The organism is Sulfuricurvum sp. MLSB, assembly GCF_000747095.1.
Taxonomy (GTDB): Bacteria; Campylobacterota; Campylobacteria; order Campylobacterales; family Sulfurimonadaceae; genus Sulfuricurvum.
On sequence record NZ_JQGL01000091.1, the window covers coordinates 1 to 26,622 of the forward strand.

Here is a 26,622-nt window from a genome sequence, read left to right on the forward strand (position 1 = left end):
GCGTCGCGGTCCAAGACAATCAGCATGTCAAAGCGGGGGAGGTGCTCTTCGAGATCGATTCCGAACGGTTCCATCACGCGCTGAGTGAGGCCAAAGCGACGCTGGAGGCGAAAAAAGCGGTTCTGACGATGAGAACGCATCAGGCTTCGCGGCGCGCTCTTGCGGGAGACGAAGTCGTCTCGCGTGAAAGCACCGAGGATGCGGCGTACGAGGCCGCCATAGCCCGCGCCGATGTCGAGGAGGCGCACGCCCGAGTCGAATCGGCACGCCTGGATTTGGAGCGCTCGTTTGTCCGCGCCCCCGCGGAGGGGTGGGTATCGAACCTCCTGCTGCGCAAGGGGGACTATGTCAAGGCGGGGGAAAACCGCCTCTCCCTCATCAACAGCGGGACGTTTTGGGTGTACGGCTATTTCGAGGAGCATAAGCTTGCCAAAATCGGCGTCGGCGATGAGGCGGTGATGAATCCGCTGGGGACGAACGTTTTTCTTCGCGGGCACGTCGAGAGCATCGCGCGGGGGATCACCGACCGCGACAACGCGACAGGAGAGCGGCTGCTGGCGAACGTCAATCCGACGTTTACGTGGGTGCGGCTGGCGCAGCGGATTCCGGTGCGGATCAAAATCGATCACGTACCGGAGGGGTTTACCCTCGCCGCGGGGATGACCTGCTCGGTCCGAATCAATCCTGATCAAGGAGCGCGATGAAATACGTTGAGATAACAGTCCGCATCCGAAACAGATAAATAAAAAAACAAAGGAAATACAACCATGAAAAAAGTACTGAACATCGTTGCCTTCATGGCCATTGGAAGCTTTGCCTGCGCGGATGGTCTTGGGGAAGGCCAAACGGCATTGGAATATCACGATTACGTCAAAGCCGCAGAAGCATTTGAACGCTCTTGTGCGGGGGGAAGTGCGGAAGGGTGTTTCCAGCTCGGAACACTGTATGAAAAAGGGATGGGCGTGGCCCAAAATCCTTACCGTGCATCGAGCCTCTTTGCGCAGGCGTGCCGAGGCGGCGACGCTAAAGGGTGCAGCCATATGGGTGTAAACGTCACCCCTTAAATAAGTTCTTAATGGCCGTTCGTCTATAATCCTATTAGATTTGACTAGAAGGTTTTTTTGATGAGCATTCCACCCTTTACCCATTTGCACCTCCACACCGAGTACTCTTTGCTTGACGGTGCGAACAAAATCTCGGCGCTTGCCAGCCGGGTGAAGGAACTGGGGATGACGTCGGTCGCGATGACAGATCATGGAAACATGTTCGGCGCGATCGATTTTTACCATCAGATGCGCGGAGCCGGCCTCAAACCGATCATCGGGATGGAAGCCTACATCCACAACGGCGAGGAGCTGGGGGACAAAAGCATCAAGCAGCGGTTCCACGTCTGCTTGTTCGCCAAAAACGAGATCGGCTACAAAAACCTCATGTACCTCTCCTCCAAAGCCTACATCGACGGCTTCTACTACTTTCCCCGTATCAACAAACAGCTGCTGCGCGAAAACTCCGAGGGGATCATCTGCACCTCCGCGTGTCTGCAGGGGGAAGTCAACTGGCATCTTAACACCAACAGCGAGCGCAACGTCAAAAACGGGGCAGGGGGATACGATGAGGCCAAACGGATCGCGCTGGAGTACCGCGATATCTTCGGGGACGATTTTTACATGGAGATCATGCGCCACGGGATCAGCGACCAGCTTTTCATCGACGAGCCGGTGATCCGCCTCTCACGCGAAACGGGGATCAAACTCGTCGCCACCAACGACACCCACTACACCTACGCCGACGACGCGCAGTACCATGAAGCGTTCATGTGTATCGGAATGAATAAACTCTACGACGACCCCAATCGGATGCGCCACTCGGTCCATGAGTTTTACATCAAATCCCCCGAACAGATGGCCAGACTCTTCGCCGACATTCCCGAAGCGCTCTACAACACGCAGGAGATCGTCGAGAAATGCCAGCTGGAACTCAAGCTCGGAAACCCGACGCCGCCGAACTTCAAATTTACCCGTGAGTACGCTGAGTTAGAGGGGCTGAACATCGACAACGAAGCCGATGATGAGAGCGTCGAGCCAAAAAAACGGCGATCCGCCGCAGACAAAAACGATGCGGAATATTTCATCCACTGCTGCCGCCTCGGTCTCGAAGAGCGGCTCAAACACGTCCCAGCCGAGCGTCACCAGGAGTACCGCGAGCGCCTTGAGTTCGAGATGGACGTCATCAATCAGATGAAATTCCCCGGGTACATGCTGATCGTCTGGGACTTCGTCCGCGAAGCCAAAAAGATGGGGATCGCCGTGGGGCCGGGGCGGGGATCGGCGGCGGGGAGCCTCGTCGCGTTCAGCCTCGAGATCACCGACATCGACCCGATGAAGTACGACCTCCTCTTCGAGCGTTTTCTGAACCCCGAGCGGGTATCGATGCCCGATATCGATATGGACTTCATGCAGGCGCGCCGCGGCGAGATCATCGACTACGTCGTGCGCAAGTACGGGCGCGAGCAGGTGGCGCAGATCATCACGTTCGGTTCGCTTTTGGCCAAAGGGGTCATCCGCGACGTTTCCCGCGTCCTTGATATGCCTCTCTCGCAGGCGGACATGATGGCCAAGCTGATCCCAGACGAGCTGGGAATCACCCTGAACGGCAAGACCAAAGGGGGAGAATTCAAGCCCGGAGCATTCCAGAAAGAGCCGAAAATCGCCGAACTGATCGGAAACGACCAACAAGCGGCGCGGGTATGGGAATTTTCCAAAAAGCTCGAAGGATTGAAGCGCAACGCCGGGATGCATGCGGCGGGGGTCGTTATCAGCAACGAACCGTTGTGGAAGAAAACCCCGATCTACAAACCCTCGGGCGAGGAGACGTTCGTCACCCAGTATTCGCTCAACTACCTCGAAGACGTCGACCTGATCAAGTTCGACTTCCTCGGCCTCAAAACGCTCGACGTGATCGACAACGCGATCAAACTGATCAAAAACCGCTACGACAAGACGATCAACTGGCATGAGATCGACGAAAACGATCCCAAGGTGTACGAAACGATCCAGAGCGGGGAGACGATCGGGATGTTCCAGATCGAGAGTTCGGGGATGCAGGATCTGAACAAACGGCTCAAACCAAGTTCGTTCGAGGACCTTATCGCGGTTTTGGCTCTCTACCGTCCGGGACCGATGGAGTCGGGGATGCTCGACGACTTTATCGAACGTAAGCACGGCCGTCAGGCGATCAGCTATACGTTCCCCTCCATGGAGCCGATCCTCAAACCCACCTACGGGGTCATCGTCTATCAGGAGCAGGTCATGCAGATCGTTCAGACGGTCGGAGGGATGAGCCTCGGCGGCGCGGACATCGTGCGCCGCGCGATGGGGAAAAAGAAGATCGAAGAGATGCAAAAGTACAACAAGGAGTTCAGTGAGGGAGCCCAGAAACAAGGACTCGATTATGCGAAGGCTTCCGAACTCTTCGACCTGATCGAAAAATTCGCCGGATACGGGTTCAACAAATCGCACTCGGCCGCCTACGCGATGGTCACGTTCCAGACGGCATGGCTCAAGACGTACTACCCGCAGGAGTTCATGGCGGCGCTCCTGACGTCGGAAAAAGACAACACGGACAAGGTCGTCAAATACATCGACGAAGCCAAACGGATGAAAATTACCCTCGGCGCCCCCGATATCAACCATTCTCAGCTGGAATTCTCGGCGATCACCAAAGACGGTGCCGACCAGATCCTCTTCGGTCTGGGAGCGATCAAAGGGGTCGGCGAAGCGGCCGTCGAATCGATCCTCGAAGCGCGGAGCGAGGGGGAATTCAGAGACATCAAAGACTTCATCAACCGGATCGAGCCGCAGAAGGTCAACAAGAAGGTGATCGAGTGCATCATCAAAGCCGGGGGGCTGGATCATTTTGGCTATTCGCGCCGTGCGCTGCGGGAGCAGGTCGAAATCCTTGTCGAAACGGCCAAAAAAGGCTCATCGCTGAAAAAAGAGTCCCAATTCAGCCTCTTCGGGGATGACGAGGAGGTCACGACCGTCGATGTGGAACTCAAAAACTACGACGAATACGACCTCAAAAGCATCCTCGATTTCGAAAAAGAGACGCTCGGCTTCTACGTCTCGGGTCACCCGCTCGACAACTACCGCGAGCAGATCGACCTGATCAACTACACCCTCTCCAGCGAGATCGAGAACATCGCCGACGGCTCCACCGCGATCTTCATCGGCAAGGTCGAGGAGATCACGAAAAAAATGTCGAAAAAAGGGTCCATGTTCGGCCTCGTCAACCTCATGGACTTCCACGGCAACATCGAGATGATGCTCTTCTCCGACAAGATCGATCAGCTCGAAGCGATGGATCAGGACGAACCGATCGCCTTCAAGGTCAAGGTGACCCATACCGAGATGTTCACCCGTATCAGCGTCACCAAGATCATGACCCTCGCCGAAGCGAAAAAAGAGGCGAAAAAGGTGGAGACGAAGATCGTCGAAGCACCGCAGGAGCCGTTGCAAATACGCATCCGTCTCAGCGACAATCTCGAGAGCCTCGAAAAACTCTACACCCTCGTCCGGCGTCATCCGGGACGCCGGCAGATCAAGCTCACCATCGTCTCCAAACTCGTCGACGTCGTCATCGATTCGGCGATACGGGTCGATAACAAGGTGATTGAAGAATTAAGTGCTTTAGACGATGTGGATGTGATTTAATCCTGTCGTTATACGCCAAAAGGGAGGAATTGGAAATGATGATTTTACAGTTCATATCACAAAACAAAGACCTTATTGGTTTAATTACTGTGTCAATTGCAGGTATTTTCGTATTTATTAAATGGATTGATAATCGGAATAGAGAGTTAAAAGAAAAGCGATATAAAACTTATATGGATTTAATCGGTGTTATTTCAGGGAAAAGAGTTGATTCTTCCACACCAAATCTAACTGAACAAATCGCAGCTGTTTGGTTTCTATTGGAGTACAAAGAATATTACGAGATTACGACAAAAATATTCTCTGAAAGCGACCTTGAAAATATGGCTAATGAAATTTGGGTCCAGCATGTACTTCCGCATATTCATAAATTACTCAAAGAAATTTCTTAATTTGACAAAACGTACGCTTATCTTGTACCCAAATTTTTGTATTAAATAAGTGATTGGAAAGTATCACTAAAGATTTGCTATAATCTACCAATTATTCATGAGGAGATCGTATGTCTGAATACCGATCCATCATCACCATTAACCCTCTAATCCGTTCGGGAAAACCGACGATTCGGGGTATGCGGATCAGCGTGTATGATATCCTCGATATGCTCGCGAACAAGATGAGTTTCGCCCAAATCATCGAAGATTTTCCCGAACTGAATGAAGAGGATATTCTTGCGGCACTTTCGTATGCTGCGGATAAAGAACACAAAGTTTCGATCTGCGCATGAAACTATTGTTCGACCAGAATCTATCGTACAGATTGGTCGCAAAAATAAGTGACGCTTTCCCCGAATCGGCTCACGTTGCTGCTCTTGGTCTCGATAAAGCCTCCGATTATGAGGTCTGGGAATACGCTAAAACAAACGGTTTTGTTATTGTGACCAAAGACTCCGATTTCAACGATCTTACCACCTATCACGGATTTCCCCCTCATATAATCTGGCTACGTACCGGCAACAGTTCGGTAGAGAAAAATGCGGAGCTTTTACTTGGGTATGCGGAGCGGATCAAAACGATGATTTTGAGTAATGAAACGGGTATTGTCGAAGTTATCGGGTAATTAAAAAATTAAATTTAGACAGAGAGTAAGAAAATATGCGCGAATTTAACGAAGAACTGCTCAGTTTCATCAATGCCTCCCCGACACCGTTTCATGCGGTTGCGTGGATGGCACAGACACTGGAATGCCGCGGATTCCACCGTCTCGAAGAAGACGAAGAATGGATGTTGATCGAGGGGCAGGACTACTATGTGACCCGAAACGATTCGTCGATCGTTGCGTTCACCTATCCTCCGTGTGCGGAAAAAGGGTACATGATCGTGGGGGCGCATACCGATTCGCCCCATCTGCGTCTCAAGCCCAATCCGCTGACGACGTCCGCGGGCGTCAAGCGGCTGGGGGTCGAACCCTACGGCGGCGTATTGCTGAACCCGTGGTTTGACCGCGACCTCGGACTGGCGGGACGGGTCGTTTATCTGGAAGGGGAGGTGCGAAAAGAGGCGCTGATCAACATTGAGCGGCCCATCGCCATGATCCCCTCGCTGGCGATCCATCTGGACAAGGAAGCCAATTCGTCGCGTTCCATCAACGCCCAGACCGACATCGTTCCCCTCATCGCGACGGGAGAGGTTGATTTCGAACACTTCATCCTCTCGCAGATTCAGGAAAATACGGCCGATCTGACGCTGCTGGCGCACGAACTGAGCTTTTACGATCTCCAAAAAGGCTCCTTCATCGGGGTGAACGATGAGTTTGTGGCCTCGGCACGTCTGGACAATCTTGCCAGCTGTTTCGTGGGGCTGCACGCACTGCTTGAGACGACCTATCCGATGATGCTCGCCTGCATGGACCACGAAGAAGTTGGAAGCGAAACGCACGTCGGGGCAGCGGGGACGTTTGTCGAAGAGACGCTTCGACGTATTGCGGGACCGGATTACGGGGTGCTGATGCGCCGAAGCCTGATGGTCTCGTGCGATAACGCCCATGCGCAGCATCCCAATTTCCCTTCCAAACATGAGAGCGAACATGCTCCGCAGCTCAATGGCGGAATCGTCATCAAAATCAACTCCAATCAGCGGTACGCAACATCGGCACGGACGCAGGGGCGGTTTCTTCAGTGCGCTCGGGCTTTGCACGTACCGACCCAGACCTTCATAACCCGAAGCGACATGGGGTGCGGTTCCACGATCGGACCCATCACCTCGACCCGCTTGGGAGTCGAGACGATCGACGTGGGGATACCGCAGCTGGCGATGCACTCGATCCGCGAACTTGCCGGGACCAAAGATGCGTACGGACTGTATCGCATCTTGATGCAGCTGGGAGATTTCTAGGCCATGGGCGACATCATCTCGGCCGAAGAGCTCAAAGCCCTTATCGATCAGACCTACAAGGTCGAAGAGGAGTACGTCGCACTGCGCCAGTCGTACAACCATCTGCAAAGCACGATCGAACAGGTCATCGAATTTTTGCCCAATGCGATCTGGATTGTCGAATCGGACGGAACGATATTTTTGCAAAACTCGCAGGCCAAAACGCTGGGAGAACTTTTTGGCACTCTTCGTCTGGACGAAGAGGACTACGAGGTTGCGTTCGACGAGCGCGCCTATCTGATCAAGTCGGCATTGCATAACGACAAACGGTTGTTGAGCGCCACGGACATCACCGAACAAAAGCGCAAAGAAAATCTGGCCACGATGGGGCAGATGGCGGCCCATCTTTCGCACGAGATCCGCAATCCGATCGGTTCGATCGCACTGCTCACATCGACGCTTCTCAAGCGGGTGAAAGAAGAAAACCGCCCGATCGTCGAGGAGATTCAAAAGTCGCTGTACCGGATCGAGCGGATCATCAAAGCGACGCTCATGTTTTCCAAGGGGATCAGTGCCCAAAAAACGCCGCTTCGGTGGATACAAATCCGCGAATCGCTCGAAAATGCAATCGGCTACTACAGCTACGGGAAAAAAATTACCTTTCGTTTTCCGGATGAGGATTTTGAAATGCACGGCGATCTGGATTTGCTGAGCATGCTGTTCAGCAACTTCGTATTCAATGCGATCGACGCAATCGAACTCGACGATGAAGAGGAAGGAAGCATTGAAATTGTCCATACGTCAGGCGAGGGTATCCATACGTTCGAGATTTACGATACGGGTATCCCCATCGAAAACAAGAAGTGGCTGTTCGAAGCGTTCAAGAGTACCAAACTACGCGGGAACGGGTTGGGATTGGTATTGGCCAAGAACATTGCTGCATCGCACGGAGGCGATATTTCCGTTTGCGAAGGAGAGCGCAAAGGATTTCGGATTACTTTGCTACGCTAGGGGCTTGGGCGGCGATATGTAATATCCCTGCAGATAATCGACCCCGAGTTCGCGGCATTTTTCATAAACCGTTTCATTGTGGACAAACTCGGCGACTGTTTTGAATCCAAGATGTTTGGAAAACGCAGCGACGGCATGCAAAATCGTCTGTGCATTCGGATCCGTATCGACATTACGGATCAGTGACCCGTCGATTTTGAGGATATCGACATCGAGCCGGATGATATGGGCGAAATTGGAATAACCCGTTCCGAAGTCGTCGATGGCAATTTTGCTTCCAAAGCGTTTGACCTCGGAAATAAACGACGAGACTTCCTGATAATTTTCGATTCCCTCACTCTCGAGAAGCTCGAAAACAAGACGTTCGGAATGGATCGAATAGCTCAGTTTTTTCATGAGATATTCTCGCGTGTGCGGATCGATAATGTCATCGACCGATAGATTGATCGCATAGGTGTGCGGGGTCGTTTCCAGCATTTTAAACACTTCATCGATCACAAACCGCGAAATCAGCGGGTAGAGACGCGATTTTTTCGCCGCCGGAAGGAAATAGGCGGGAGAGATGATCGAACCGTCATGATCGATCATGCGGATAAGCGCCTCGTATTCGATAATGCTGCCGTCTTGCTGATCGACGACAGGCTGATAGTGCAGGGTGAAACGGTTCTCTTCGATCGCTTCTTTGACTTTTTTATTCCACAAAATGTTTTGCTGGTATTCTTGCTTGATTTGCATCGTTTCATCGTACAGCAGGTAACTGATATGGCGCTTTTTGGCCGATTTGAGCGCCATGTCGGCATTGACCAGCAGAGCAATGCGGCTGTGGGCACGGCTGTTGTCGGAGATGTCCATGCCGACGGTCAACGAGATGTAGATGCTTGCGCCGTCGAGATCGTAGTGGTTTTCTTCGAGCTGGTTGATCATGGACGTACGGGCTTGGTCGAGCTTCGAATGGCTGAGCGGTTCGGTCAGGACGATGGCAAATTCGTCGGAAGGCATTTTGTAGAGTTTCATCGGATAATTCCGGATGATCTCGGAGATCGACGTTGCGAGCTTGAGGAGGGTTTTGTCTCCCATCGCATGGCCGTAAAAATCGTTAATCTCTTTGAAATTGTCGATATTCAGAAGCATCAGCGCGTAAAACCGCTCGCTGTGGATATCGCGGATCAAGGCTTGCCGATTGGGGAGAGAGGTTAAATGGTCGATGTAAAGCTGATGTTCGAGTTTATGGTTCAGCGCTTTGGTAACTTCGGCATCACGGTTGATGCGTCCGATAAGGGCTTGAAACCCGTAATGCAAAACCAATCCCATGCCGCTGAACAATAAGGCGCTGATGAACAAAAGATTGCGGATCTCTTCACGGTAATACTGGACGTCATCCGTGATATCGAAAGCGCACGTCATCATGGCGATGGTTTCATTTTGATAGTTTTTGAGCGGGCGGGATGCGATGATGTAATCTTGTCCGTCGATCGCGTACTGATCGCTTTTTTGGAACGTAAAGTTCTGGGGAAGTTTCTCAAAAAGCCGGTCGTTTGACGAGACGAGGGAATAGCCGTGGTAATCGATTGCCTTGGAGTCGGGCAGCACGTGTTTGAGCCGTGCAGTATCGAACACGATGGCGCTTTTGACTCCGGAATTGGTATCAAGGCGTTTTTGTACGCGGTTGATTTTCGCAACGGTCTGGATAATACCGATAAAGGTGTTGTCTTTGAAAACGGGAATGATGCAGACTACGGCGACGTCATAGATGGTAACGTCCAGCGAGATGATCGGTTTTCTGGTGGCGATCGCATGTGCCAGTATCGGACGCTTTTTGACGATGTTGTCACCGTATTTAGCGGGATCCTGGATACGCAAAAAATGGATTCCGTCGGCTCCGATAAACCCGGTCAAATCGGCATCGCCGCGTTTTTTCGCTTCTTCGAAATACGGGCGGCTGAAGCGATAGAGCGCTTCACGATCACGCGCCGCAAAAGCATCGACAATGGCGCGGTCTCCGGCCAGTTGATAGGCCAGAACATTAAGACCCATATAGGTATCGGCCATGGCCAAATCAAATGAATTTTTAAGAAGTTGACGATGCGCTAATGTTTTTTCTTCAAGAACATCGTGTTTGTCCTGAACAATCGCAAACGTAAAGATGGCGACAAGAACGAGGACCAGCCCCATCGCATAAAACATTGCACGACTTTTAATCTTGTCCATCCCTGACCTTCAATCATTTATGCGTATCCAAAAGTGAAAGATTATAGCATAAGAGAAGGTAATTCGCTAGAAGAACAAAAAAATTGTTTAACGAGGGAAAAGGAGTGATCCCAATCGAACCATATTCGAACCGCATTCGATCGCGAGTTCGAAATCGCCGCTCATTCCCATCGAGCATACCGTAGCATTCGGAAGCGTCTCAAAAAGATGCCGGGTAGTCTCAAAACTTTTGCGGATCACGGCAGGATCGTCGACATACGCACCGATGCTCATGATCCCCTGCAAATGCAGCCTCGGGCATTCTTGGGCTATTTGCGCGTACTTATCGGAGAATTCTTCGGGAGTGAAGCCTGATTTGCTCTCTTCGCGCGCCGAATTGACCTGTACGAGAGCGCGTAGCGTTTTCCCGTCACGTTCAAGGCGTTCGTTGAGGGCATGGGCGAGTTCAATCGAATCGATCGAATGGAGCAGATGCGGATTGCAGGAGAGTAGGTGGTTGATCTTGTTTTTTTGCAGCGTCCCGATGAAATGCCATTCGATCGGAAGATCGTCCAGTGCTTCGGTTTTGGCGACGAGGTCTTGAACCTTGTTTTCCCCGAAAGCACGCTGTCCGATGGCGTACAACGCTCTGATCGCTTCGCTGTCGACGTATTTGCTGGCGGCAACGATTTTGACGATGTGGTGGTCGTTGACACGAAGACGGGCTTTTTCGATCCGTTCGACAATGCGGTCGAAATGGAGTTTGTATTCTAATGACGTCATTGCATTAACCTCGTAATATCGTTGTAAAGCCCAAGTCCCATAAGACCGAGCAAGACGGCCCATCCTCCGACGGTGAGACGGGTAATGATCTCTTCGCTCGGGGGACGGCGCACGATCATTTCATAGAGATTGAACATGATGTGCCCGCCGTCGAGTGCGGGGATCGGAAGGAGATTGAGAACCCCGAGATTCACCGATATGAGCGCCGAGAAGAAAAAGAGGCTCATCCACCCGTACGCCGTCGCATCGGCCGTGATCTGCACGATGCTGACCACTCCGCCGATTTCCTGTGCCGGGACAACGCCGGTGATCAGTTTCTGGACGCTTTGAAAGATCAGCAGCGAAGAGCGGTACGTCTCTTGCGAAGCATACGCGAACGTTTCGGCCGCAGTGAGTCGCATCGTGTGGGTCACTCCGGCAGGAGCAATTCCGACCATCGGTTGGTAAATCGTCTCTTTAAACAGATTCTTGCTTTCCGTGAGTTTGGGGGTGACGCTGATGAAGCGAACGGTGCCGTTGCGTTCGATCTGAAGGCTCAACGGATCGGTCGTGGTTTTGATGATGTCGGAGAGTTCGTTCCACGTTGCGATCGATTCGCCGTTAATGGACAGAATCGTGTCCCCTTTTTTCAGCCCGGCAGTCTCGGCGGGAGACGCCTGAACCACATTTCCGATCACCGGGGAGAGGGTTTGAGGGCCGCCCAGTGCGATGGCGTAAAAAAAAGCCCATGCAAGGGCAAAGTTGGCCAGCGGGCCGGCAAGGAGGATAACGACCCTCTGCCACGGTTTTTTGGCGTTGTAACTGTCGTTGTCGGAGCTGATGGCGGCGGGATCGAGGTCGTCTTGGCCTTTCATCTTTACGTATCCGCCAAGAGGGATGGCAGAGATCTGCCAGCGGGTGTTCAACCACTGAAATGACGCTATTTTCTTCCCGAATCCGATGCTGAAGACTTCGACATAAACGCCGAAAAAACGGGCAGCGGCGTAGTGGCCGAGTTCATGAAAAAAAATAAGGGCAGAGAGGACGAGAAGGGCGACGATCCAGCTCACGCGTGCTCCTTGCTCCGGTATGCTTTGGCAAATCCGAGGAGGTACTCAGCCCCGGAGTAAACGGTAAGTGCAACAGCGATCCAGAGCAGAGCGTTGCCAAAGGGCCAGTGCATCAGCAAAAAACCGATGGCGATCATCTGGGCAACCGTTTTGACTTTTCCCGCCCATGAAGCGCTGATATCGATCCCCTCCGAGAGCGAGAGGGTACGGAGTCCCGTGATAAAAAGTTCGCGTACGATAATGATGTAGATGGCCCAAGCGGACGCTTCGCCGCTCATCATCAATCCTAAAAAGGCGGCGAGGGTGAGCATCTTGTCGGCGAGAGGATCGAGAATCTGCCCTACCATGGTGATCTGATCGAGTTCGCGGGCGATGTAGCCGTCGAAAAAGTCGGTGACGGAGGCGATGACAAACAGTAAGGCCGCGGTATAGTAGCTCCAGCTAATGTGCCACCCGTTATCGGTAAATACCTGCGGGTTGAGAATGATCCAGAACATCACCGGGGCGATGAGGAGGCGGAGAAACGCCAGGATATTGGGGAGGTTGATCACTGGAAGGTGGTCCCGCCGTCGACGACGATGGTTTGGCCCGTTACCCAGGATGCGCCAGGTCCGCAGAGGAACAGGCATGCCCCTGTCAAATCTTCGGCTTCGCCCATGCGGCTCAGCGGAGAGCGTGAAACGACTTCGGCTTTGACCTCTTCGTAATTGGGGAACGCGCGGAGCGCATCAGTGTCGATCGGTCCGCCGCTGACGGCATTGACACGGATCCCTTTCTCTCCCAGTTCGGCTGCGGCGTAGCGCACCATTGCCTCGACGGCCGCTTTATTCGTACCGTGTCCCGCATAGTTAGGGGTATAGACGAGATTTCCGGTAGAACTCATCGAAATGATCGATCCGCCGCCGATTTTTTCCATCCGCTTGGCCGCTTCCTGCGCACCTACGACGAAAGCGTTGACGGTTGCGGTGTAGATGTTGTTAAGACCTCTTGGCTTAAGACGCATGAAAGGACCGAATCCCCCTACAACGGCGCGCCCCGAGATGATCGCGTTGGAGATAAAAAAGTCAAGACGCTCGAAATCGGCATCGAATTGCTCGTAAACCTCTTTGTATTCATCAGGTTCAAGAATATTGAGCGGATAGGCGCGGCACTTGACGCCGTAGTTTTTTTCGACGTCATTTGCAATTTCCTGAGCGATTTCCGCATTCGAATTGTAGGTAAAAGCGACGTCGCATCCTTCTTTAGCGAAAGCATAGACGATGGCTTTTCCGATACCGCGGGTTCCGCCGCTGATGAGTAGGGTTTTTCCGTTCATTGACAAATTAGGCTCCTTGTATGGTGTAGTTTTTCATGACAGCTTCGAGGCGTTTCATGTTTTCGCTGCTCGGGGCAACGAGCGGGAGACGGTATTCGAGGGTATCGATAAGTCCCGCGATGTACATCGCGGCTTTGATCATAACGGGATTGGACTCCAGAAAGAGCGCTTTATTGATCGGGTATAAGGCATCATTGATCGCTTTTGAACCGCTGAAATCACCGGCGAGCGCTTTGGCGACCAATCGGTTTTTCAGATCAGGCAGCAGGTTTGAGGTGACCGAAGTGATACCCGCTCCGCCATTGGCCAGAATGGCGTAATCGATCGCATCGTCGCCGCTGAACACTTTAAGATCGGGACGACGCGATAAAAGCTCGATGGTACGCTCAATGCTTCCTGTCGCTTCCTTGATCCCGTAGATGTTGGGGACATCGTCGAACAAGCGGATGACGGTGTCGGCACTGATGTCCACAACGGTTCTCCCCGGTACGTTGTATAGCATGAAAGGAAGCTCGGGGACGGACTCGGCAATCGCTTTATAGTGCTGATAGAGTCCTTCCTGAGAAGGTTTGTTGTAATACGGAGCGACTGAAAAGACAGCGTCTACACCGCATTTTTGCGCCATTTTTGCCGCTTCTATCGCTTCGGCGGTTGAATTGCTCCCCGCCCCGGCCAAAACTTTCGTCGAGGTTCCCTGGCACACTTCAACGGCTATTTCCATGCATCGTCTGTCTTCATCGTAGGTCAACGTGGCACTCTCACCGGTCGTCCCGACGGGGCAGACAGCGTTAATACCGCTTTTTATCTGTCGTTTGATCAGGTCGGCGTATTTTTGCTCATCCAATTTTCCATTTTTAAACGGCGTTATTAATGCGGTTGTGGAACCGGTTACGATGTTCATTTTTTACCTTTTCTCAAAATAAGTGTCGTCGATTTTTCCGGGACAAGATATGCTTTGGCCACCGTTTGGATATCGGAAGGCTGCAATGACTCGATCGTTGCTTCGTAGTGCTCCAGCGGTGTAATGTCCCCTCGGGCAAGGTAGCTTCCGAACAAATCGGCCACTGAAGTCGAACTCTCCAGCGAGTAGATGAAATCGGCTTTGGTATTGATCTTGATTTTGTCCAATTCGCTTTTTTCGACCGGCTTGGTCTGCAGCGTTTTGATGATGCTCCAAATTTCTTTTTCTACCGTTTCGGCTTTGACGCCGTTGTTGCACACGGCGAGGAAGAGGAATACTCCCGGATCGATGGTCTCCATGTTGTACGCGTATATCTGATTGACAAGACGCTTTTCATCAACGAGGATGCGGTTGAGGCGCGAACTTTTTCCCGAACTGAGCAGTTCGCTGAGCGCGGAGAGTTTCGGCTGATCGGCATGGCGGAAATCGGGGATCGGGAACGAGAGGGCTAGCATCTCGACTTCGCTCTCTTTGTGCACTTCGACCCGGCGTGCCCCGTCTTGGAGGGGTTCGACGGTCTGAACGGCAGGAACGGCGCGCGGATTAGTGAGTGAGCCGAAATGTTTGATCGCTTCTTCGAACACTTTGGCCGGTTCGATGTCTCCCGTCACGACGAGTATCGCGTTGGAAGGCTGATAATACGTCTCATGAAAATTGCGAATATCATCCAGTGTCCATGTCTGGATATCGTTCATAAATCCGATCGGCGTCCAGTGGTAGGGGTGATAGACGTACGCACTGTTGAACAATCGGAAGTACAGATACCCCATCGGATTGTTGTCGGTGCGCCAGCGGCGCTCTTCGGCAACGACATTGCGTTCAGGCTGGAACTCATCATCTTTGAGGTTGAGATTCTGCATAAGTTCGGCAAAGAGCGAGAGCGATTTTGGGAGGTTGTCCGAACTGGATTTGATGTAATAGTGGGTGAAATCAAATCCCGTCGAGGCGTTGTTCAAGCCGCCGATGCTTTTGACCTCTTCGTCAAATTCGCCCGCTTTGAGGTTTTTCGTCGATTTGAAGTTCATATGCTCGAGCATGTGGGCGATCCCACTTTTCCCCATCACTTCGTTGCGGCTTCCCACTTTGTAAAAAATATCGGTCGAGATGACGTTGGTGCCGTTTTCCATAGGAATGGCAACGATTTGCAGTCCGTTGGGGAGCGTTTGGGTTTCGTAACGGGGCAATGATGATGCCATTAGGGTTCCTATCGTGAAAAGTGTTGCAACGAGAAATCTCATCGCCGATCGGCACCGATCGCTTCGGTAATCGAGGCAAAGCCGTCGTTGGCGATCAGATCGATCAGGCCGCTGTTGATCTCTTCGACCACTTCTGGCCCTTTGAAGATCAGGGCGCTGTAGAGCTGGACCAATGAAGCTCCGGCACGGATACGGCGGTAGGCCTCTTCGGGGGTGCTGATCCCGCCGACACTGATGAGGGTCGTCTTGCCGAACAGTTCGCGCGCGATCGCATCAAAGATGTAAAAGCTTCTTTCGCGCAGCACTTCGCCGCTGATCCCACCTACCTCTTCAGGCTCGGAGACGAGCGAATAATCGATTGTCGTGTTGGTTGCGATGATCCCGTCCGCACCGCTTTGCACGGCATGCGCACAGAGAGCTACAGCTTGATCTTCACTCATGTCCGGAGCGATTTTCAGTAAAATCGGTTTCGCCGTAAGGGATTTGGCTTCGCCGAAAAGCCGGGTGATGAACTCTTCGTTCTGGAGGTCGCGTAAGCCCGGAGTATTGGGCGAAGAGATATTGATGACCATATAGTCCGCATACGGGTGCAGCGCTTTGATCAGGGTCGTATAATCGCGCAGCGCGTTCTCTTCAGCGGTGATTTTGTTTTTTCCGATGTTGACGCCGATAGGGGTGCTGAAGGGGTAAATACTTTTGAGGCGGTGGTTGATGCGAAACAGCCCGTCATTGTTGAACCCCATCGCATTTTGGAGAGATTCTTCTTCGATATGGCGCCACAGACGGGGGCGGGGATTGCCTTCCTGGGGTTTTGGGGTGAGGGTACCGATTTCGGTGAAACCGAATCCGAGTGACTGAACGCCGTGGAACATCGTCGCATTTTTGTCAAATCCTGCCGCAAGCCCGACGGGATTGAGGAACGTACGCCCGAACAGCTCCTGAGTAAGAGAAGGGTGGGAAACGAAATGTTTGGCGGTCCAGCCGTTGAAAAGCGGAGGGCAGAAACCGGCACCGCGCAATACGGCGGCAACAAGCGTATGAGCGCTCTCGGGTTGAAGTTTGAAAAGCCAAGGTTTTAAAGATTCATAGTCAAACATACGCTCATCCGCCTCATTCATGATAAAGTTGCCGCGATTATACACAAAGTAGTGTTAACCCGCGTTTATTCTCCCATCTTTCCGGCGAGGCGGCGATAGTTTTCGGAGGTCTCGAGCAGTTCTTGATGCGTCCCGCGGGCAATAATCCGTCCCTCTTCGAAATACAAGATCAGATCGGCGTGAGTGATCGTGCTGAGGCGGTGGGCGATCGTGATCGTCATTTTGTCTTTGGTGTACGCTTCAAGCGCCCTTTGGATCCGTTTTTCGCTTTCGTTATCGAGCGCGCTGGTTGCTTCGTCGAGAATCAGTAAGGAAGCGTGTTTATAGATGGCACGGGCGATGGCGATCCGCTGGCGCTGGCCTCCCGAGAGGTTGGAACCGAACTCCTGCATCATCGTGTGGATCCCTTCGGGAAGCGATTCGGCAAAGTCCAGGGCATCGGCCATGGAAAGTGCTTCCCTGACCCGTTCTTCGTCGATCTCGTTGCCGTAAGCGACATTGGCCGCCAACGTGTCCTGAAAGATATAGACACGCTGCGATACGGAGGCGATCTGGGAACGCAGCGAGCCTTGCGTGTACTCTTTGAGATCGCGTCCGTTCAGGTAGAGCGATCCTTCATTCGGATCGTAAAACCGAAGCATCAGGTTGACGAGAGAGCTCTTTCCGCCGCCGCTTTGACCGACGAGCGCGATATTCTGCCCTGCATGGATTTGGAGATTCAGATCCCGAAGGGCGGCTTTATCGCCGAATTTAAGGGTGACGTTTCGGAACTGTACGTCTCGGATCGGCTCATGCAGTGCGACATTTCCCTCTTTGATATCGTTTTCAATGTCGAAAATATGAAACACCCGCTCGCTTGCCGCCTGCGCATCCTGAATTTTGCTGTAGATGGCGCTGACGCGGCGAAGCGGCTGAAAGACCAGCCCGACCGCTGTCAAAAAGGCGGTGAATTCCCCGACACTCATGGCTCCCGAGTAGACTTGCTGCCCCCCGACGAAGATGACGCACGCCAGTCCGGTCGCCGCGATCATCTCCATCAAAGGCGAGACGAGTTCGCTGGTATAGACCGCTTTCATGTTGAGTTTGAAAAATCGGTCGTTTTCATCGCGGAACCGGCCCATTTCATACTCTTCGGTAGCGTTGGCCTTGATGATTTCGCTGTTGTTGAACACTTCGGTCAAACGGGTGATGACGTCGGCATTTTTCTCCTGTGAACGGTGGGAGAGCCGTTTGAGGCGTTTGGTGATTTTGAGCAGCGGGAGGACGACGACGGGCATGACGAACAGCGCCCAAAATGCTAGGGTCGCATTGAGGTAGACGACGTATCCCACCAAAGCGACGACGGTGAGGCTCTCGCGGATCAGTTCGGGCATCATGGTCGAGACGAAATACTGGATGCGGGCGATATCGTTGGTGATCCGGGAGATCAGTTCGCCGCTGCGGTTCGTATAAAGAAACTGCATGTCCATCCGAACCATTTTCTCCAGCAGATCCTCGCGCAGACGTGAGACGATGTGGAGCCCGATGTAGGTATTGAACACCGATTGCAGATAGCGTCCGATCGATTTGATGACGTAGATGCCGACCAGCAAAGCAGGGATGACGTAGAGCATATGAGCCTCTTGCTTGATGAACATATTGTCCATCAGAGGCTGCATGATATGGGCGGTTCCGGCCGTTGCGGTGACGGTCAGGAGTATCCCGATCAGCACCATGACGTACTGGAATTTATACCCTTTTATGTAGGGCCAGTAACGCTTGTATATTTCGTTGAATTTCAATCGCGTATCTCCCAAAAAGTTCCCGATGGGGTATCCATAATGGCGATCCCCATCGCGGCCAGTTCATCGCGGATCGCGTCGGAAGCGGCGAAATCTTTGATTTTTTTGGCTTCGGTTCGTTGGATTACGAGAGTGTCGATCCGCTCTTTGGTCGCTTCGTCCAGTCCGAACTGAAAATACGCGTACGGGTTCTGGGAACCGAATCCCATCACCTCTTCGATCGTCGCCAGAGACGACAGAAGCACTTGGCGATACGCTTTGTCTTTGGGATCGCGGTCAAGGGCGTCGTTTGCCGACGCAATAAGCTCGTCGATCAGGGCGTAGGCTTTGGAGACGTTCAGATCATCCCCAAGCGCGTCGAGGAGTGTTTTTTTGAACTCGGTTTCGATCGGTGCCGCAGAGAGGCCGAAAAGCCGTTTTTTGAGACGGTAGAGACGATCAAGACGGCGTTTGGACGCGATAAGGTCCTCTTCGTTGAAGTTGAAATCCCCCCGATAATGGGTGCTGAGAAGGTAGAAGCGGAGAACTTCGCCGTTGTAAGCCTTCAGAGCGTCTTTGAGGAAGAAGCTGTTTCCGAGGCTTTTGGACATTTTTTCACCGCCGATGGTGACAAAGCCGTTGTGCATCCAGTAGGCGGCGAGTTCGTGATTGGTTGCGCAGCGCGTCTGCGCGGCTTCGTTTTCGTGATGCGGGAACAGCAGGTCGGCGCCTCCGCCGTGGATGTCGATGGCGTATTTTCCTTCGCCTGATGAGACATAGCGCTCAATCATCGCCGAACATTCCAGATGCCATCCGGGCCGCCCCGGGCCGAAAGGAGAGTCAAACGATACACTTCCGTCGTTGACCGCTTTCCACAGGGCGAAATCGGCTTCGTGGCGTTTTTCGCTCACTTTCTCGACGCGGCTGACGTTTTCGCTGCTCTGGCGGTTGGAAAGGCTCAGATAGTTTTTGTCGCTGGCCGTATCGAAATAGATGTCGCCGTTGCTGATGCGGTAGGCATGGTTCTTGTCCAGCAGTTTTTGGATCATGTCGCTCATCGCATCGATCGATTCGGTCGCTTTGGGTTCGAGCGTCGGGGGGCGCACTCCGATGGCAGTCATGTCGCGATGGTAGGCTGCGGTGAACTGCTCGGCGATTTGCGCGGTGCTCAGTCCGGTGTCGCGTGCTTTGTTGATGATTTTGTCGTCGATATCGGTGATGTTGCGGGCAAAGAGAACCTCGTACCCTTTTGCTTCCAAAACACGCCGCAACAGATCGAAAACCAAAGCGCTTTTGGCATGTCCCAGATGGGCGTCGTCATAGACGGTCGGGCCGCAGACATACAGAGAGACTTTCCCCTCCACCAGAGATTCAAATTTGTATTTGGTTTTTTTAACGCTGTCAAATATATACATTTTGTTCCTACTGATTAACGTATCAAGTGTATCAAAAATTGATTTAAAGTATAAAACGCCGCTCCGAATCCGAGCGCTCCGATCAGAAAATAGAGGCTGAAACGGGTTTTTAGCAGATCGAAGAAAATTTTCCATCCCACCTCTTTGACGGTGAGGATCAACTGTACCGCACCGCCGATGCTCCCCGCCAGCGCCAGACCGGCCGCTCCCATGTATTGCATGAGGATCACCGAGCAGATAACGTTGACGACAAGCGATACGACGGCGATTTTCGCCGCTTTAAGGTGTTTGTGCATCGCGTAGAGGTACATCGAAAAAAGCTTGGCCAGCCCGAAGGGGATAAGCCCCACCATGTACATCATCAGGACTTCGGCGGTATTGCGGGTATCCTGGACCGTGAATGCCCCCCTCTCGAACAGCAGCCAGATGATCGGTTCGGCCAGGAGCATTCCCCCAAGTACGGAGAGCCCCAGCAGCGCGCTGAGCAGCCAGAACGATTTGTGGAGGTTTTTGTAGGCGAGATCGTCATTGCCGTTGTTGATGGCTTTGGCAATGGTCGGGAACAATGCGGTCGTGATCGCTAAGGCGATAATGGCAAACGGCAATTGGAATATGCGGTTGGCGTAAAAGAGGTACGAGACCGAGCCTGCCGCCAGAAACGAGGCAAGAGAGGTGTCGATAAACGAAGCGATCTGCGCGGTGGAATTTCCCAGAACCGACGGGAAGAAGAGGGAGCTGAATTTTTTTTCTTCGGCTTTGACGTCTTTGCTGTTTCGGTATCTCCATCCCCCGACGAGAATCTTCATAAGCCCTTTTTTGCGAATCGCGTAAAGGTGTGTGACGACCTGCAGCAACCCCCCGATCAAAATTGAAATGCTTAACGCATAAACAATGGTTTTTGGATCGGAATTGGTGAATAAAATCAGAGCGACGATCATCGCTATGTTAAGCCATACGGTCGAAAAAGCGGTCGTAAAAAAGTGCTCTTTGTGCTGCAGCAGAGTACCCAGAAAGGTGACGATAAAAATGAGGTCCAGATACCAGAAGTTGATGGCGGTCAGCGGCGCGGTCTGCGCAATGAGCTCTTTACCCCAGTCCCACGCCAAAAGCTTGGTAAAAAATCCGGGAAAAAGGGTTACCAGAAACGATAACGCAACGATAAACGCCATAAAACGGATGAAGATGGCCACCGCAAAAACGCTTTTTTGACGCGATGCGATATAAGAAGGCATGAAGCTTTGGGTAAAAGAGCCTTCGGCAAAGATACGCCGAAACAGGTTCGGGAACTTGAATGCCATCAAAAACACGTCGCTCCACACGTTTGCACCTAACACCGAGGTCATCAAGATATCCCGGACAAGTCCCGAAATACGAGAAATGAGGATACCAAACGAGTTGGAAAATACCGCTTTAAACATAGTCTTTTGGCAAACCTAAAATAAATTTACATAATTTTAACCAAGATGTGATTAAAATAGGGCCACAATAGGAAGAAGGCGTAATATGGCTTTGTTTACAAAAGAGAGTGATGATCAATCGGCGCAAACGCAGCTGAAGCCGATTATCGTCCGTACGTCGAATGTCGCCAAAGAACTTTTGCAGACAGCTGCAAACGCTCATTGCCCTGTCCAGTCCCTCGATTTTAATCTGCTCGACACGCAAACGTTCAGCCGCAAGGACGCGAAGGATCATGAGGGGTGGGTCGAACTGAATGAGGAGGGCAGAAAGGAGATCAGTGAAGAACTTTTCCTGGATCCCGCGTTTGAACTCAAGCAGGTGCATGAAATCGAAATCTTCCAATCGACTGCCGGCAGTCCCCTTGATACGATCGATATGGCGATCGGCGGCAATCCGAGCCTGTGCAAAGTCTATCTCACAATCAAGCAAGGAAGCGTCGCCCACTATTATGATACGTTTCGAGAGGATTTTCTTCAACTGGTCCGAAAAAAGATGCTTCGCGCCCATTTGATGGTGGATCTTTTTGATTCAATGATGGCCGCAAATCTGAAAGAGCTGTTGGCCAAAATTCAGGTGCAGGGGACGTACACGTTCGACAAACCCGAGCGCTATCTGATTGCACAGGCCTATGAGCCGGTTCCGACGATTAACGACGCGCTGGTCTTGCATTACGAAGCCAAGCGCAAGAACGAAGATGAACACGGGCGTATTGATTATTCCAAACGCGGATACGTTATCAGTGCGGTCGAAAACGAGCTTTTGATCGAATACGTCAAACCGAAAATCGGTGAAAACGGCCGTAATTGCCGTGGGGAATTCATGACTCCCGTAGAGCCGACCGTTAAAAACGAACCGACATTTACGATAGGGGAACACATCGCCGTGATCGATACTCCGACCAGTGTCGAATACCGTGCCAAAACCGGAGGATACGTCACCTTTGAGGGGGGCATGTACAACATCAAAACCGAAGTCGAAGTGACGGAAATCAGTTTTAAGACAACGGGATCGATCAACACCGAGCTGAATGCGGACGTTTCCATCAATGTCAAAGAAAAAGACTTTATGAAAGACGCGATCGGGCAGGGGATGGAGGTCACGGTCAACGTGATCCATATCGACGGCAGCGTCGGAGCCAACGCAAAAGTGACGGCGAACAAGGCGGATGTCGAAGGGCAGGTACACCAAAGTGCCGTTATCCGGGCTGAAGAGTTGAGAATTAATATCCACAAAGGGACGGCGTACGGGAAAAAAGTCCACATCACCCGTCTTGAACACGGCACCGTAGAAGCAGATGAAGTGTTTATCACTCAGGCCATCGGCGGAAAGATCCGAGCCAAAGAGATCACGATAGAGATGCTTGGGTCTCACGTCAAGATGACTGCGTCGCGTAAAATAGAGGTTCAAAAACTCTCCGGAGGGGAAAATCAGTTCGTCATCGATCCGCTGATTAATGAATCGGTTGAAAACCTTGCCGAGCGTTACGAAAAAATGGAGCAAGCCAAACAATCCATTCGCGAGATCCAAAAAGAGCTGTCCGGGTATGAGCAGACATGGCAGGACAACGCGTCATCGATGGAAGAACTCAAACGCAAACTCGCCCATTATAAAAGCAACGGCGTTCAGATGCCGGTCGCTTTTGTTCAAAAGTATCAACAGTTTCAACACTTCAAAGAGAAGATGGAAGCGCTTAGGGATGAATTAAAGACAAAAGAAGACCAATACGATTGGCTAGCGCAAAAACACATCGCCCTGCAAAGTGAAATTTTCGATGCGCGGATTATCAATCACGACAGCTGGCATAATCATAATGAAATCATTTTCAAACTGATCAATCCCCAGATAGACGTCAGCTACGTTCCTCATGAAAACATGGATGAAGAAATTTTGGGGCTGTATCAGGATGCGGACGGAGAATTTACTATTAAGGTGTTACAGCAATGATCGTCGGATTAGAGGGAATTATCGAATACAAAGAACCGACATTGGTGCATTTGAACGTCAACAGCGTTATTTATGAAGTGTTTATTTCGCTTCATACCTTCGGTTCCATCAGCGCCGAGCGGGCGCGGCTGCACATTACGCACATTATCCGAGAAGACGCTCAACAGCTGTACGGATTTGCCCAAAAAGGGGAAAAAATTCTTTTCGAAGGGATGCTAAAAATCAACGGAATCGGTCCGAAAGCAGCCCTTGCGATCTGTTCGACCTTTACGCCGGAGCAGTTTGCGGGTATTATTTCATCTAAAGATATCAACGCGTTGAAAAAAGTTCCCGGAATCGGACCCAAGAGTGCGGGTCGGATTATGGTGGAACTGGCCGGCTTCGATGCGGTGCTTCTGGGATCGGGAACGACCCAAAGCACGGCTTTCGGCGAAGCATCGATGGCATTGGAGTCGCTCGGATTCAAAAAAGAGCAGATTGCCAAAGCGCTGAATGCGTCGCATGCGACCGACACCGCGACGCTGGTCAAAGAAGCGTTGAAACAACTTCAAAAACTATAAAATAAGGGATACCCATTGAAATTAGCCATTCTTTTCGGCGGAGCCAGTTTTGAACATGAAATCAGTATTGTCAGCGCCATTACGGTCAAAGAAAAACTCGCCTCATTCGATCTGAGCTTCATCTTCTGCGATCAGGACCATACGTTTTACCTGATTGAACCGTCCAAAATGAAAGCGGTCACTTTTTCGCGCGGAGAACACCGCAAAATGCAAAAACTATCCGTGACCAACGGCGGATTTGAGCAAAAAGGGCTTTTCGGGGCAAAAAAACACGATATGCCGGTATTGAACCTGATTCACGGAGGAGACGGGGAAGACGGCACGATCGCCGCGATGCTCGATTTCTTCAAGATCCCGTTTATCGGACCGCGCAAAGAAGCGTCTATGCTCAGCTTCGACAAATACTATACCAAGTGGTTCGCCGCATCGTTGGGGGTCAAAACGTTGCCGTACGAAGTGCTGCACAAAGACGATAAACGTGTTGTCACGACGGCGTATCCCTTGATCGTCAAACCTTCCCGTCTGGGAAGCTCGATCGGAGTGAGCATCGTGCGTGAAGCAAGCGAACTCGATTACGCGCTTGACGTTGCGTTCGAATTCGACGAGGTCGTTTTGATTGAGCCGTTTATCGCCTCGGTCAAAGAGTATAATCTAGCAGGCTTCGCGGCACGCGGCGAGATTACCTATTCGATCGTCGAAGAGCCTCAGAAAGCCGAATTTTTGGATTTTGAGAAAAAATACCTCGATTTCTCCCGCAGCGGAAAAGTAGCCGAAGCCGAAGTGCACGATAACCTTGTCGCGCAGCTGCGCGAAGCATTTGCCAAAATCTACCTTCCGTTGTTCGAAGGGGCATTGATCCGCTGTGATTTCTTTGAGATCGAGGGCGAAGTGTACCTGAACGAGATCAACCCGATCCCCGGTTCCATGGCAAACTATCTGTTCGAGGATTTTCAGGCTTCTATCCAAAAACTTCTCGGATCGCTTCCCGATAAACGCGCTATCAGCGTAAAATACGATTACATCCACTCTATATCTCAAGCCAAAGGGAAATAAGCGTGGCGGTCAAGACGGTTCAGTATCAACAACACACGTTTTCGATCAGTTACGAGATCATCAACCCTTCGGCCCGCTTCGATGTCATTTTTCTTCACGGATGGGGGTCGCATAAAAATCTGATGAAACATGCGTTCGGAAGCCATCTGAATGCATTCCGTCATATTTATGTCGACATGCCCGGTTTCGGCAACAGCACGTGCAACATGGCATTGAATACGGAAGATTATGCGAATATTCTCGAATCGTTCATTTCTCAGATCAATGTAAGCAAATCGATCGTCGTGGGACATTCGTTCGGCGGAAAAGTGGCAACGCTGTTGAACCCCGATTTGCTTGTATTGGTGGCATCTGCGGGAATACTGGTTCCCAAACCTCTCAAAGTACGGGTGAAAATCGCGCTGTTTAAATTCCTCAAAGCGACCGGGCTGACGTCATTGCGCCGTTTTTTCGTCGCACCCGACGCGCAGGGCTTGAGCGAACCGATGTACGAGACGTTCAAACAAGTCGTGAACGAAGACTTTACCGAAGCATTCGGAAATTTCAAAGGCAAAGCCCTGCTGTGTTTCGGCCGTCAGGATACGGCAACCCCGTTGTGGACCGCGTATCAAATCGCCGCATTGATCCCCGAATCGAAAGTGGTCGAATACGACGGCGACCACTATTTCTTTTTGGAACAGGCCGGATCGGTGGCCAAAGAGATCGAAACGACATTTTTGAAAACACTGGAGCACTAAAGAGACATGGATTATCTACCGCTTTTAGCTTTTGTCACCAATTTCCTGTTTGTTATGAGCTTGGGATGGTATCTGATTACCAACCTGCAATGGTACGATTACCGGATTGAGAGGGTGGTTCAGCGCCATCACAAAACATGGTGGCATATCGTTTATTTCCTGATCCCGTTTGTCCTCTATTACGTGGCGGGGAATTATTTCATACCGGCATTCTATGCCCTCGTGCTTCCGGCGATTGTCCTATGGCACCGCAAGCTTGACAAAAAGCTGGTATTGACGTGGCGGGTCAAACGTTTTTTGATCCTGCTGGGGTCCATTACCCTCTTTTTGAATCTGATGAGTGCGTTGAAGGGATGGGGAGAAACGTACAGCGTTTTGATCCCGCTGGTCATGACGTACGTTTTGTCGACGGGGATTGAGAAATTTTTGTTTTTGGCGTATAAAAAACAGGCCAAAAAGAAAATTGCCTCCATGCAAGACCTCACAATCGTTTGTGTCACGGGAAGCTACGGCAAAACGTCGATGAAAAATTTTATCGCGCAGGTATTAGGCGCCAAATTCAATGTTTATGCGACTCCCCGCAGCGTCAATACGCTTGCCGGCATCATCCGCGACGTCAATGAGTCGCTTCCTTCCGATACGCAGGTTTATATCTGTGAAGCGGGAGCGCGCGAAGTAGGAGACATCTATGCGATAGCCCAGCTTCTCCATCCGCAGATCGTCGTCGTCGGCAAAGTCGGGCCGCAGCATATGGAATATTTCAAAACGCTCGATCGGATCAAGCGCACCAAGCTGGAAATTATCCATTCAAACCGTCTTAAACGGGCGTTCGTCCACACATCGGTGACGGACGAGCCTCACGATAAGGTGACGTTTTTCGGAGACGAGATCCAAAACCTGTGTGCGACGCTGGAAGGGACCGATTTCGATATGACTGTTGGCGATGAAACGATCCATTTCCATACCTCCGTGTTGGGAGGATTTCAGACGATCAACATCAATGCGGCGATTCTGATCGCACAGGAACTGGGGATGAATGCGCAGGAGATCGCCTCGGCGGTCAACGGTCTCA

Annotated in this window: 24 protein-coding genes; 13 read left to right on the forward strand and 11 right to left on the reverse strand. The window is 51.6% G+C overall.

Annotation, left to right across the window (positions count from 1 at the left end; all coding sequences use genetic code 11):
- From JU82_RS06905 to JU82_RS06940, 8 genes are all read left to right on the forward strand, one after another.
- A partial coding sequence (locus tag JU82_RS06905) for an efflux RND transporter periplasmic adaptor subunit (RefSeq protein WP_037948561.1) occupies positions 1–704 on the forward strand: 704 nt, incomplete at its 5' end.
- Between the two features lie 63 nt (positions 705–767).
- Positions 768–1,064, forward strand: coding sequence for a hypothetical protein (locus tag JU82_RS06910; RefSeq protein ID WP_294892450.1), 297 nt, complete (start codon positions 768–770; stop codon positions 1,062–1,064).
- A 60-nt stretch (positions 1,065–1,124) separates the two neighbouring features.
- Positions 1,125–4,712 carry a DNA polymerase III subunit alpha gene (gene dnaE / locus JU82_RS06915; RefSeq protein WP_294892451.1) on the forward strand — a complete coding sequence of 1,196 codons (3,588 nt, stop codon included), beginning with the start codon at positions 1,125–1,127 and terminating at the stop codon, positions 4,710–4,712.
- Between the two features lie 35 nt (positions 4,713–4,747).
- A complete protein-coding gene (locus JU82_RS06920) occupies positions 4,748–5,104 on the forward strand; it encodes a hypothetical protein (protein WP_037948563.1) in 357 nt (118 codons plus the stop codon).
- Positions 5,105–5,214: 110 nt separating this feature from the next.
- Positions 5,215–5,439 carry a DUF433 domain-containing protein gene (locus JU82_RS06925; protein ID WP_037948565.1) on the forward strand — a complete coding sequence of 75 codons (225 nt, stop codon included), beginning with the start codon at positions 5,215–5,217 and terminating at the stop codon, positions 5,437–5,439.
- Positions 5,436–5,771, forward strand: coding sequence for a DUF5615 family PIN-like protein (locus JU82_RS06930; protein WP_037948567.1), 336 nt, complete (start codon positions 5,436–5,438; stop codon positions 5,769–5,771). The genes JU82_RS06925 and JU82_RS06930 overlap by 4 nt, the downstream gene beginning before the upstream one ends.
- A 35-nt stretch (positions 5,772–5,806) precedes the next feature.
- The gene (locus tag JU82_RS06935) at positions 5,807–7,045 is read left to right on the forward strand and encodes a M18 family aminopeptidase (protein ID WP_037948569.1); all 1,239 of its coding nucleotides are present in this window, start codon (positions 5,807–5,809) and stop codon (positions 7,043–7,045) included.
- A gap of 3 nt (positions 7,046–7,048) precedes the next feature.
- Positions 7,049–8,035, forward strand: coding sequence for a HAMP domain-containing sensor histidine kinase (locus JU82_RS06940; RefSeq protein ID WP_294892453.1), 987 nt, complete (start codon positions 7,049–7,051; stop codon positions 8,033–8,035).
- Here the strand turns inward: JU82_RS06940 and JU82_RS11900 are convergent.
- The 11 genes from JU82_RS11900 to murJ all read right to left on the reverse strand — a co-directional run bounded on the left by JU82_RS11900 (position 8,027) and on the right by murJ (position 21,216).
- The gene (locus tag JU82_RS11900) at positions 8,027–10,243 is read right to left on the reverse strand and encodes an EAL domain-containing protein (protein WP_294892454.1); all 2,217 of its coding nucleotides are present in this window, start codon (positions 10,241–10,243) and stop codon (positions 8,027–8,029) included. The two genes, JU82_RS06940 and JU82_RS11900, sit on opposite strands and share 9 nt — an antisense overlap.
- Before the next feature lie 87 nt (positions 10,244–10,330).
- Positions 10,331–11,005, reverse strand: a complete 675-nt coding sequence (locus tag JU82_RS06950) for a YggS family pyridoxal phosphate-dependent enzyme (RefSeq protein ID WP_037948571.1) — start codon at positions 11,003–11,005, stop codon at positions 10,331–10,333.
- On the reverse strand, positions 11,002–12,054 hold the full coding sequence (gene rseP / locus JU82_RS06955; RefSeq protein ID WP_037948572.1) for an RIP metalloprotease RseP: 1,053 nt from the start codon (positions 12,052–12,054) through the stop codon (positions 11,002–11,004). The genes JU82_RS06950 and rseP overlap by 4 nt, the downstream gene beginning before the upstream one ends.
- Complete coding sequence (gene pgsA / locus JU82_RS06960; protein WP_037948574.1) at positions 12,051–12,605, reverse strand: CDP-diacylglycerol--glycerol-3-phosphate 3-phosphatidyltransferase; 555 nt, start codon at positions 12,603–12,605, stop codon at positions 12,051–12,053. The genes rseP and pgsA overlap by 4 nt, the downstream gene beginning before the upstream one ends.
- Positions 12,602–13,369, reverse strand: coding sequence for an enoyl-ACP reductase (locus tag JU82_RS06965; protein ID WP_037948576.1), 768 nt, complete (start codon positions 13,367–13,369; stop codon positions 12,602–12,604). Before JU82_RS06965 ends, pgsA begins: the two co-directional genes overlap by 4 nt.
- 7 nt (positions 13,370–13,376) lie before the next feature.
- Positions 13,377–14,270, reverse strand: coding sequence for a 4-hydroxy-tetrahydrodipicolinate synthase (gene dapA, locus JU82_RS06970; RefSeq protein ID WP_037948578.1), 894 nt, complete (start codon positions 14,268–14,270; stop codon positions 13,377–13,379).
- Positions 14,267–15,526, reverse strand: a complete 1,260-nt coding sequence (locus JU82_RS06975; protein WP_037948580.1) for a pitrilysin family protein — start codon at positions 15,524–15,526, stop codon at positions 14,267–14,269. The genes dapA and JU82_RS06975 overlap by 4 nt, the downstream gene beginning before the upstream one ends.
- A gap of 38 nt (positions 15,527–15,564) precedes the next feature.
- Positions 15,565–16,623, reverse strand: coding sequence for a quinone-dependent dihydroorotate dehydrogenase (locus tag JU82_RS06980; protein WP_037948582.1), 1,059 nt, complete (start codon positions 16,621–16,623; stop codon positions 15,565–15,567).
- A gap of 65 nt (positions 16,624–16,688) precedes the next feature.
- Positions 16,689–18,404 carry an ABC transporter transmembrane domain-containing protein gene (locus tag JU82_RS06985; RefSeq protein WP_037948605.1) on the reverse strand — a complete coding sequence of 572 codons (1,716 nt, stop codon included), beginning with the start codon at positions 18,402–18,404 and terminating at the stop codon, positions 16,689–16,691.
- Entirely contained in the window at positions 18,401–19,798 is a 1,398-nt protein-coding gene (cysS, locus tag JU82_RS06990; protein WP_037948584.1) for a cysteine--tRNA ligase, read from the reverse strand. Before cysS ends, JU82_RS06985 begins: the two co-directional genes overlap by 4 nt.
- 14 nt (positions 19,799–19,812) lie before the next feature.
- A complete protein-coding gene (gene murJ / locus JU82_RS06995) occupies positions 19,813–21,216 on the reverse strand; it encodes a murein biosynthesis integral membrane protein MurJ (RefSeq protein ID WP_037948586.1) in 1,404 nt (467 codons plus the stop codon).
- 85 nt (positions 21,217–21,301) lie between these two features.
- Here murJ and JU82_RS07000 point away from each other — a divergent pair, with 85 nt between their 5' ends.
- From JU82_RS07000 to JU82_RS07020, 5 genes are all read left to right on the forward strand, one after another.
- Positions 21,302–23,200, forward strand: coding sequence for a flagellar assembly protein A (locus tag JU82_RS07000; protein ID WP_294892457.1), 1,899 nt, complete (start codon positions 21,302–21,304; stop codon positions 23,198–23,200).
- Positions 23,197–23,760: a Holliday junction branch migration protein RuvA gene (gene ruvA / locus JU82_RS07005; RefSeq protein ID WP_037948588.1), complete on the forward strand. Its 564-nt coding sequence runs from the start codon at positions 23,197–23,199 to the stop codon at positions 23,758–23,760. Before JU82_RS07000 ends, ruvA begins: the two co-directional genes overlap by 4 nt.
- Positions 23,761–23,775: 15 nt before the next feature.
- Complete coding sequence (locus tag JU82_RS07010; protein WP_037948590.1) at positions 23,776–24,813, forward strand: D-alanine--D-alanine ligase; 1,038 nt, start codon at positions 23,776–23,778, stop codon at positions 24,811–24,813.
- A gap of 2 nt (positions 24,814–24,815) precedes the next feature.
- On the forward strand, positions 24,816–25,550 hold the full coding sequence (locus JU82_RS07015; protein ID WP_037948592.1) for an alpha/beta hydrolase: 735 nt from the start codon (positions 24,816–24,818) through the stop codon (positions 25,548–25,550).
- Between the two features lie 6 nt (positions 25,551–25,556).
- The coding region (locus tag JU82_RS07020) for a Mur ligase family protein (protein WP_037948594.1) at positions 25,557–26,622 on the forward strand (1,066 nt) is incomplete at its 3' end.

Coding starts and splice junctions, on each gene's coding strand:
- JU82_RS06980 (WP_037948582.1), bottom strand. CDS start 16,623: ATGTTTGACTATGAATCTTTAAAACCTTGGCTTTTCAAACTTCAACCC.
- JU82_RS06930 (WP_037948567.1), top strand. CDS start 5,436: ATGAAACTATTGTTCGACCAGAATCTATCGTACAGATTGGTCGCAAAA.
- murJ (WP_037948586.1), bottom strand. CDS start 21,216: ATGTTTAAAGCGGTATTTTCCAACTCGTTTGGTATCCTCATTTCTCGT.
- JU82_RS06925 (WP_037948565.1), top strand. CDS start 5,215: ATGTCTGAATACCGATCCATCATCACCATTAACCCTCTAATCCGTTCG.
- JU82_RS06940 (WP_294892453.1), top strand. CDS start 7,049: ATGGGCGACATCATCTCGGCCGAAGAGCTCAAAGCCCTTATCGATCAG.
- JU82_RS07000 (WP_294892457.1), top strand. CDS start 21,302: ATGGCTTTGTTTACAAAAGAGAGTGATGATCAATCGGCGCAAACGCAG.
- JU82_RS06910 (WP_294892450.1), top strand. CDS start 768: ATGAAAAAAGTACTGAACATCGTTGCCTTCATGGCCATTGGAAGCTTT.
- dapA (WP_037948578.1), bottom strand. CDS start 14,270: ATGAACATCGTAACCGGTTCCACAACCGCATTAATAACGCCGTTTAAA.
- cysS (WP_037948584.1), bottom strand. CDS start 19,798: ATGTATATATTTGACAGCGTTAAAAAAACCAAATACAAATTTGAATCT.
- JU82_RS06965 (WP_037948576.1), bottom strand. CDS start 13,369: ATGAACGGAAAAACCCTACTCATCAGCGGCGGAACCCGCGGTATCGGA.
- ruvA (WP_037948588.1), top strand. CDS start 23,197: ATGATCGTCGGATTAGAGGGAATTATCGAATACAAAGAACCGACATTG.
- JU82_RS06935 (WP_037948569.1), top strand. CDS start 5,807: ATGCGCGAATTTAACGAAGAACTGCTCAGTTTCATCAATGCCTCCCCG.
- JU82_RS06950 (WP_037948571.1), bottom strand. CDS start 11,005: ATGACGTCATTAGAATACAAACTCCATTTCGACCGCATTGTCGAACGG.
- dnaE (WP_294892451.1), top strand. CDS start 1,125: ATGAGCATTCCACCCTTTACCCATTTGCACCTCCACACCGAGTACTCT.
- JU82_RS06920 (WP_037948563.1), top strand. CDS start 4,748: ATGATGATTTTACAGTTCATATCACAAAACAAAGACCTTATTGGTTTA.
- JU82_RS11900 (WP_294892454.1), bottom strand. CDS start 10,243: ATGGACAAGATTAAAAGTCGTGCAATGTTTTATGCGATGGGGCTGGTC.
- JU82_RS06975 (WP_037948580.1), bottom strand. CDS start 15,526: ATGGCATCATCATTGCCCCGTTACGAAACCCAAACGCTCCCCAACGGA.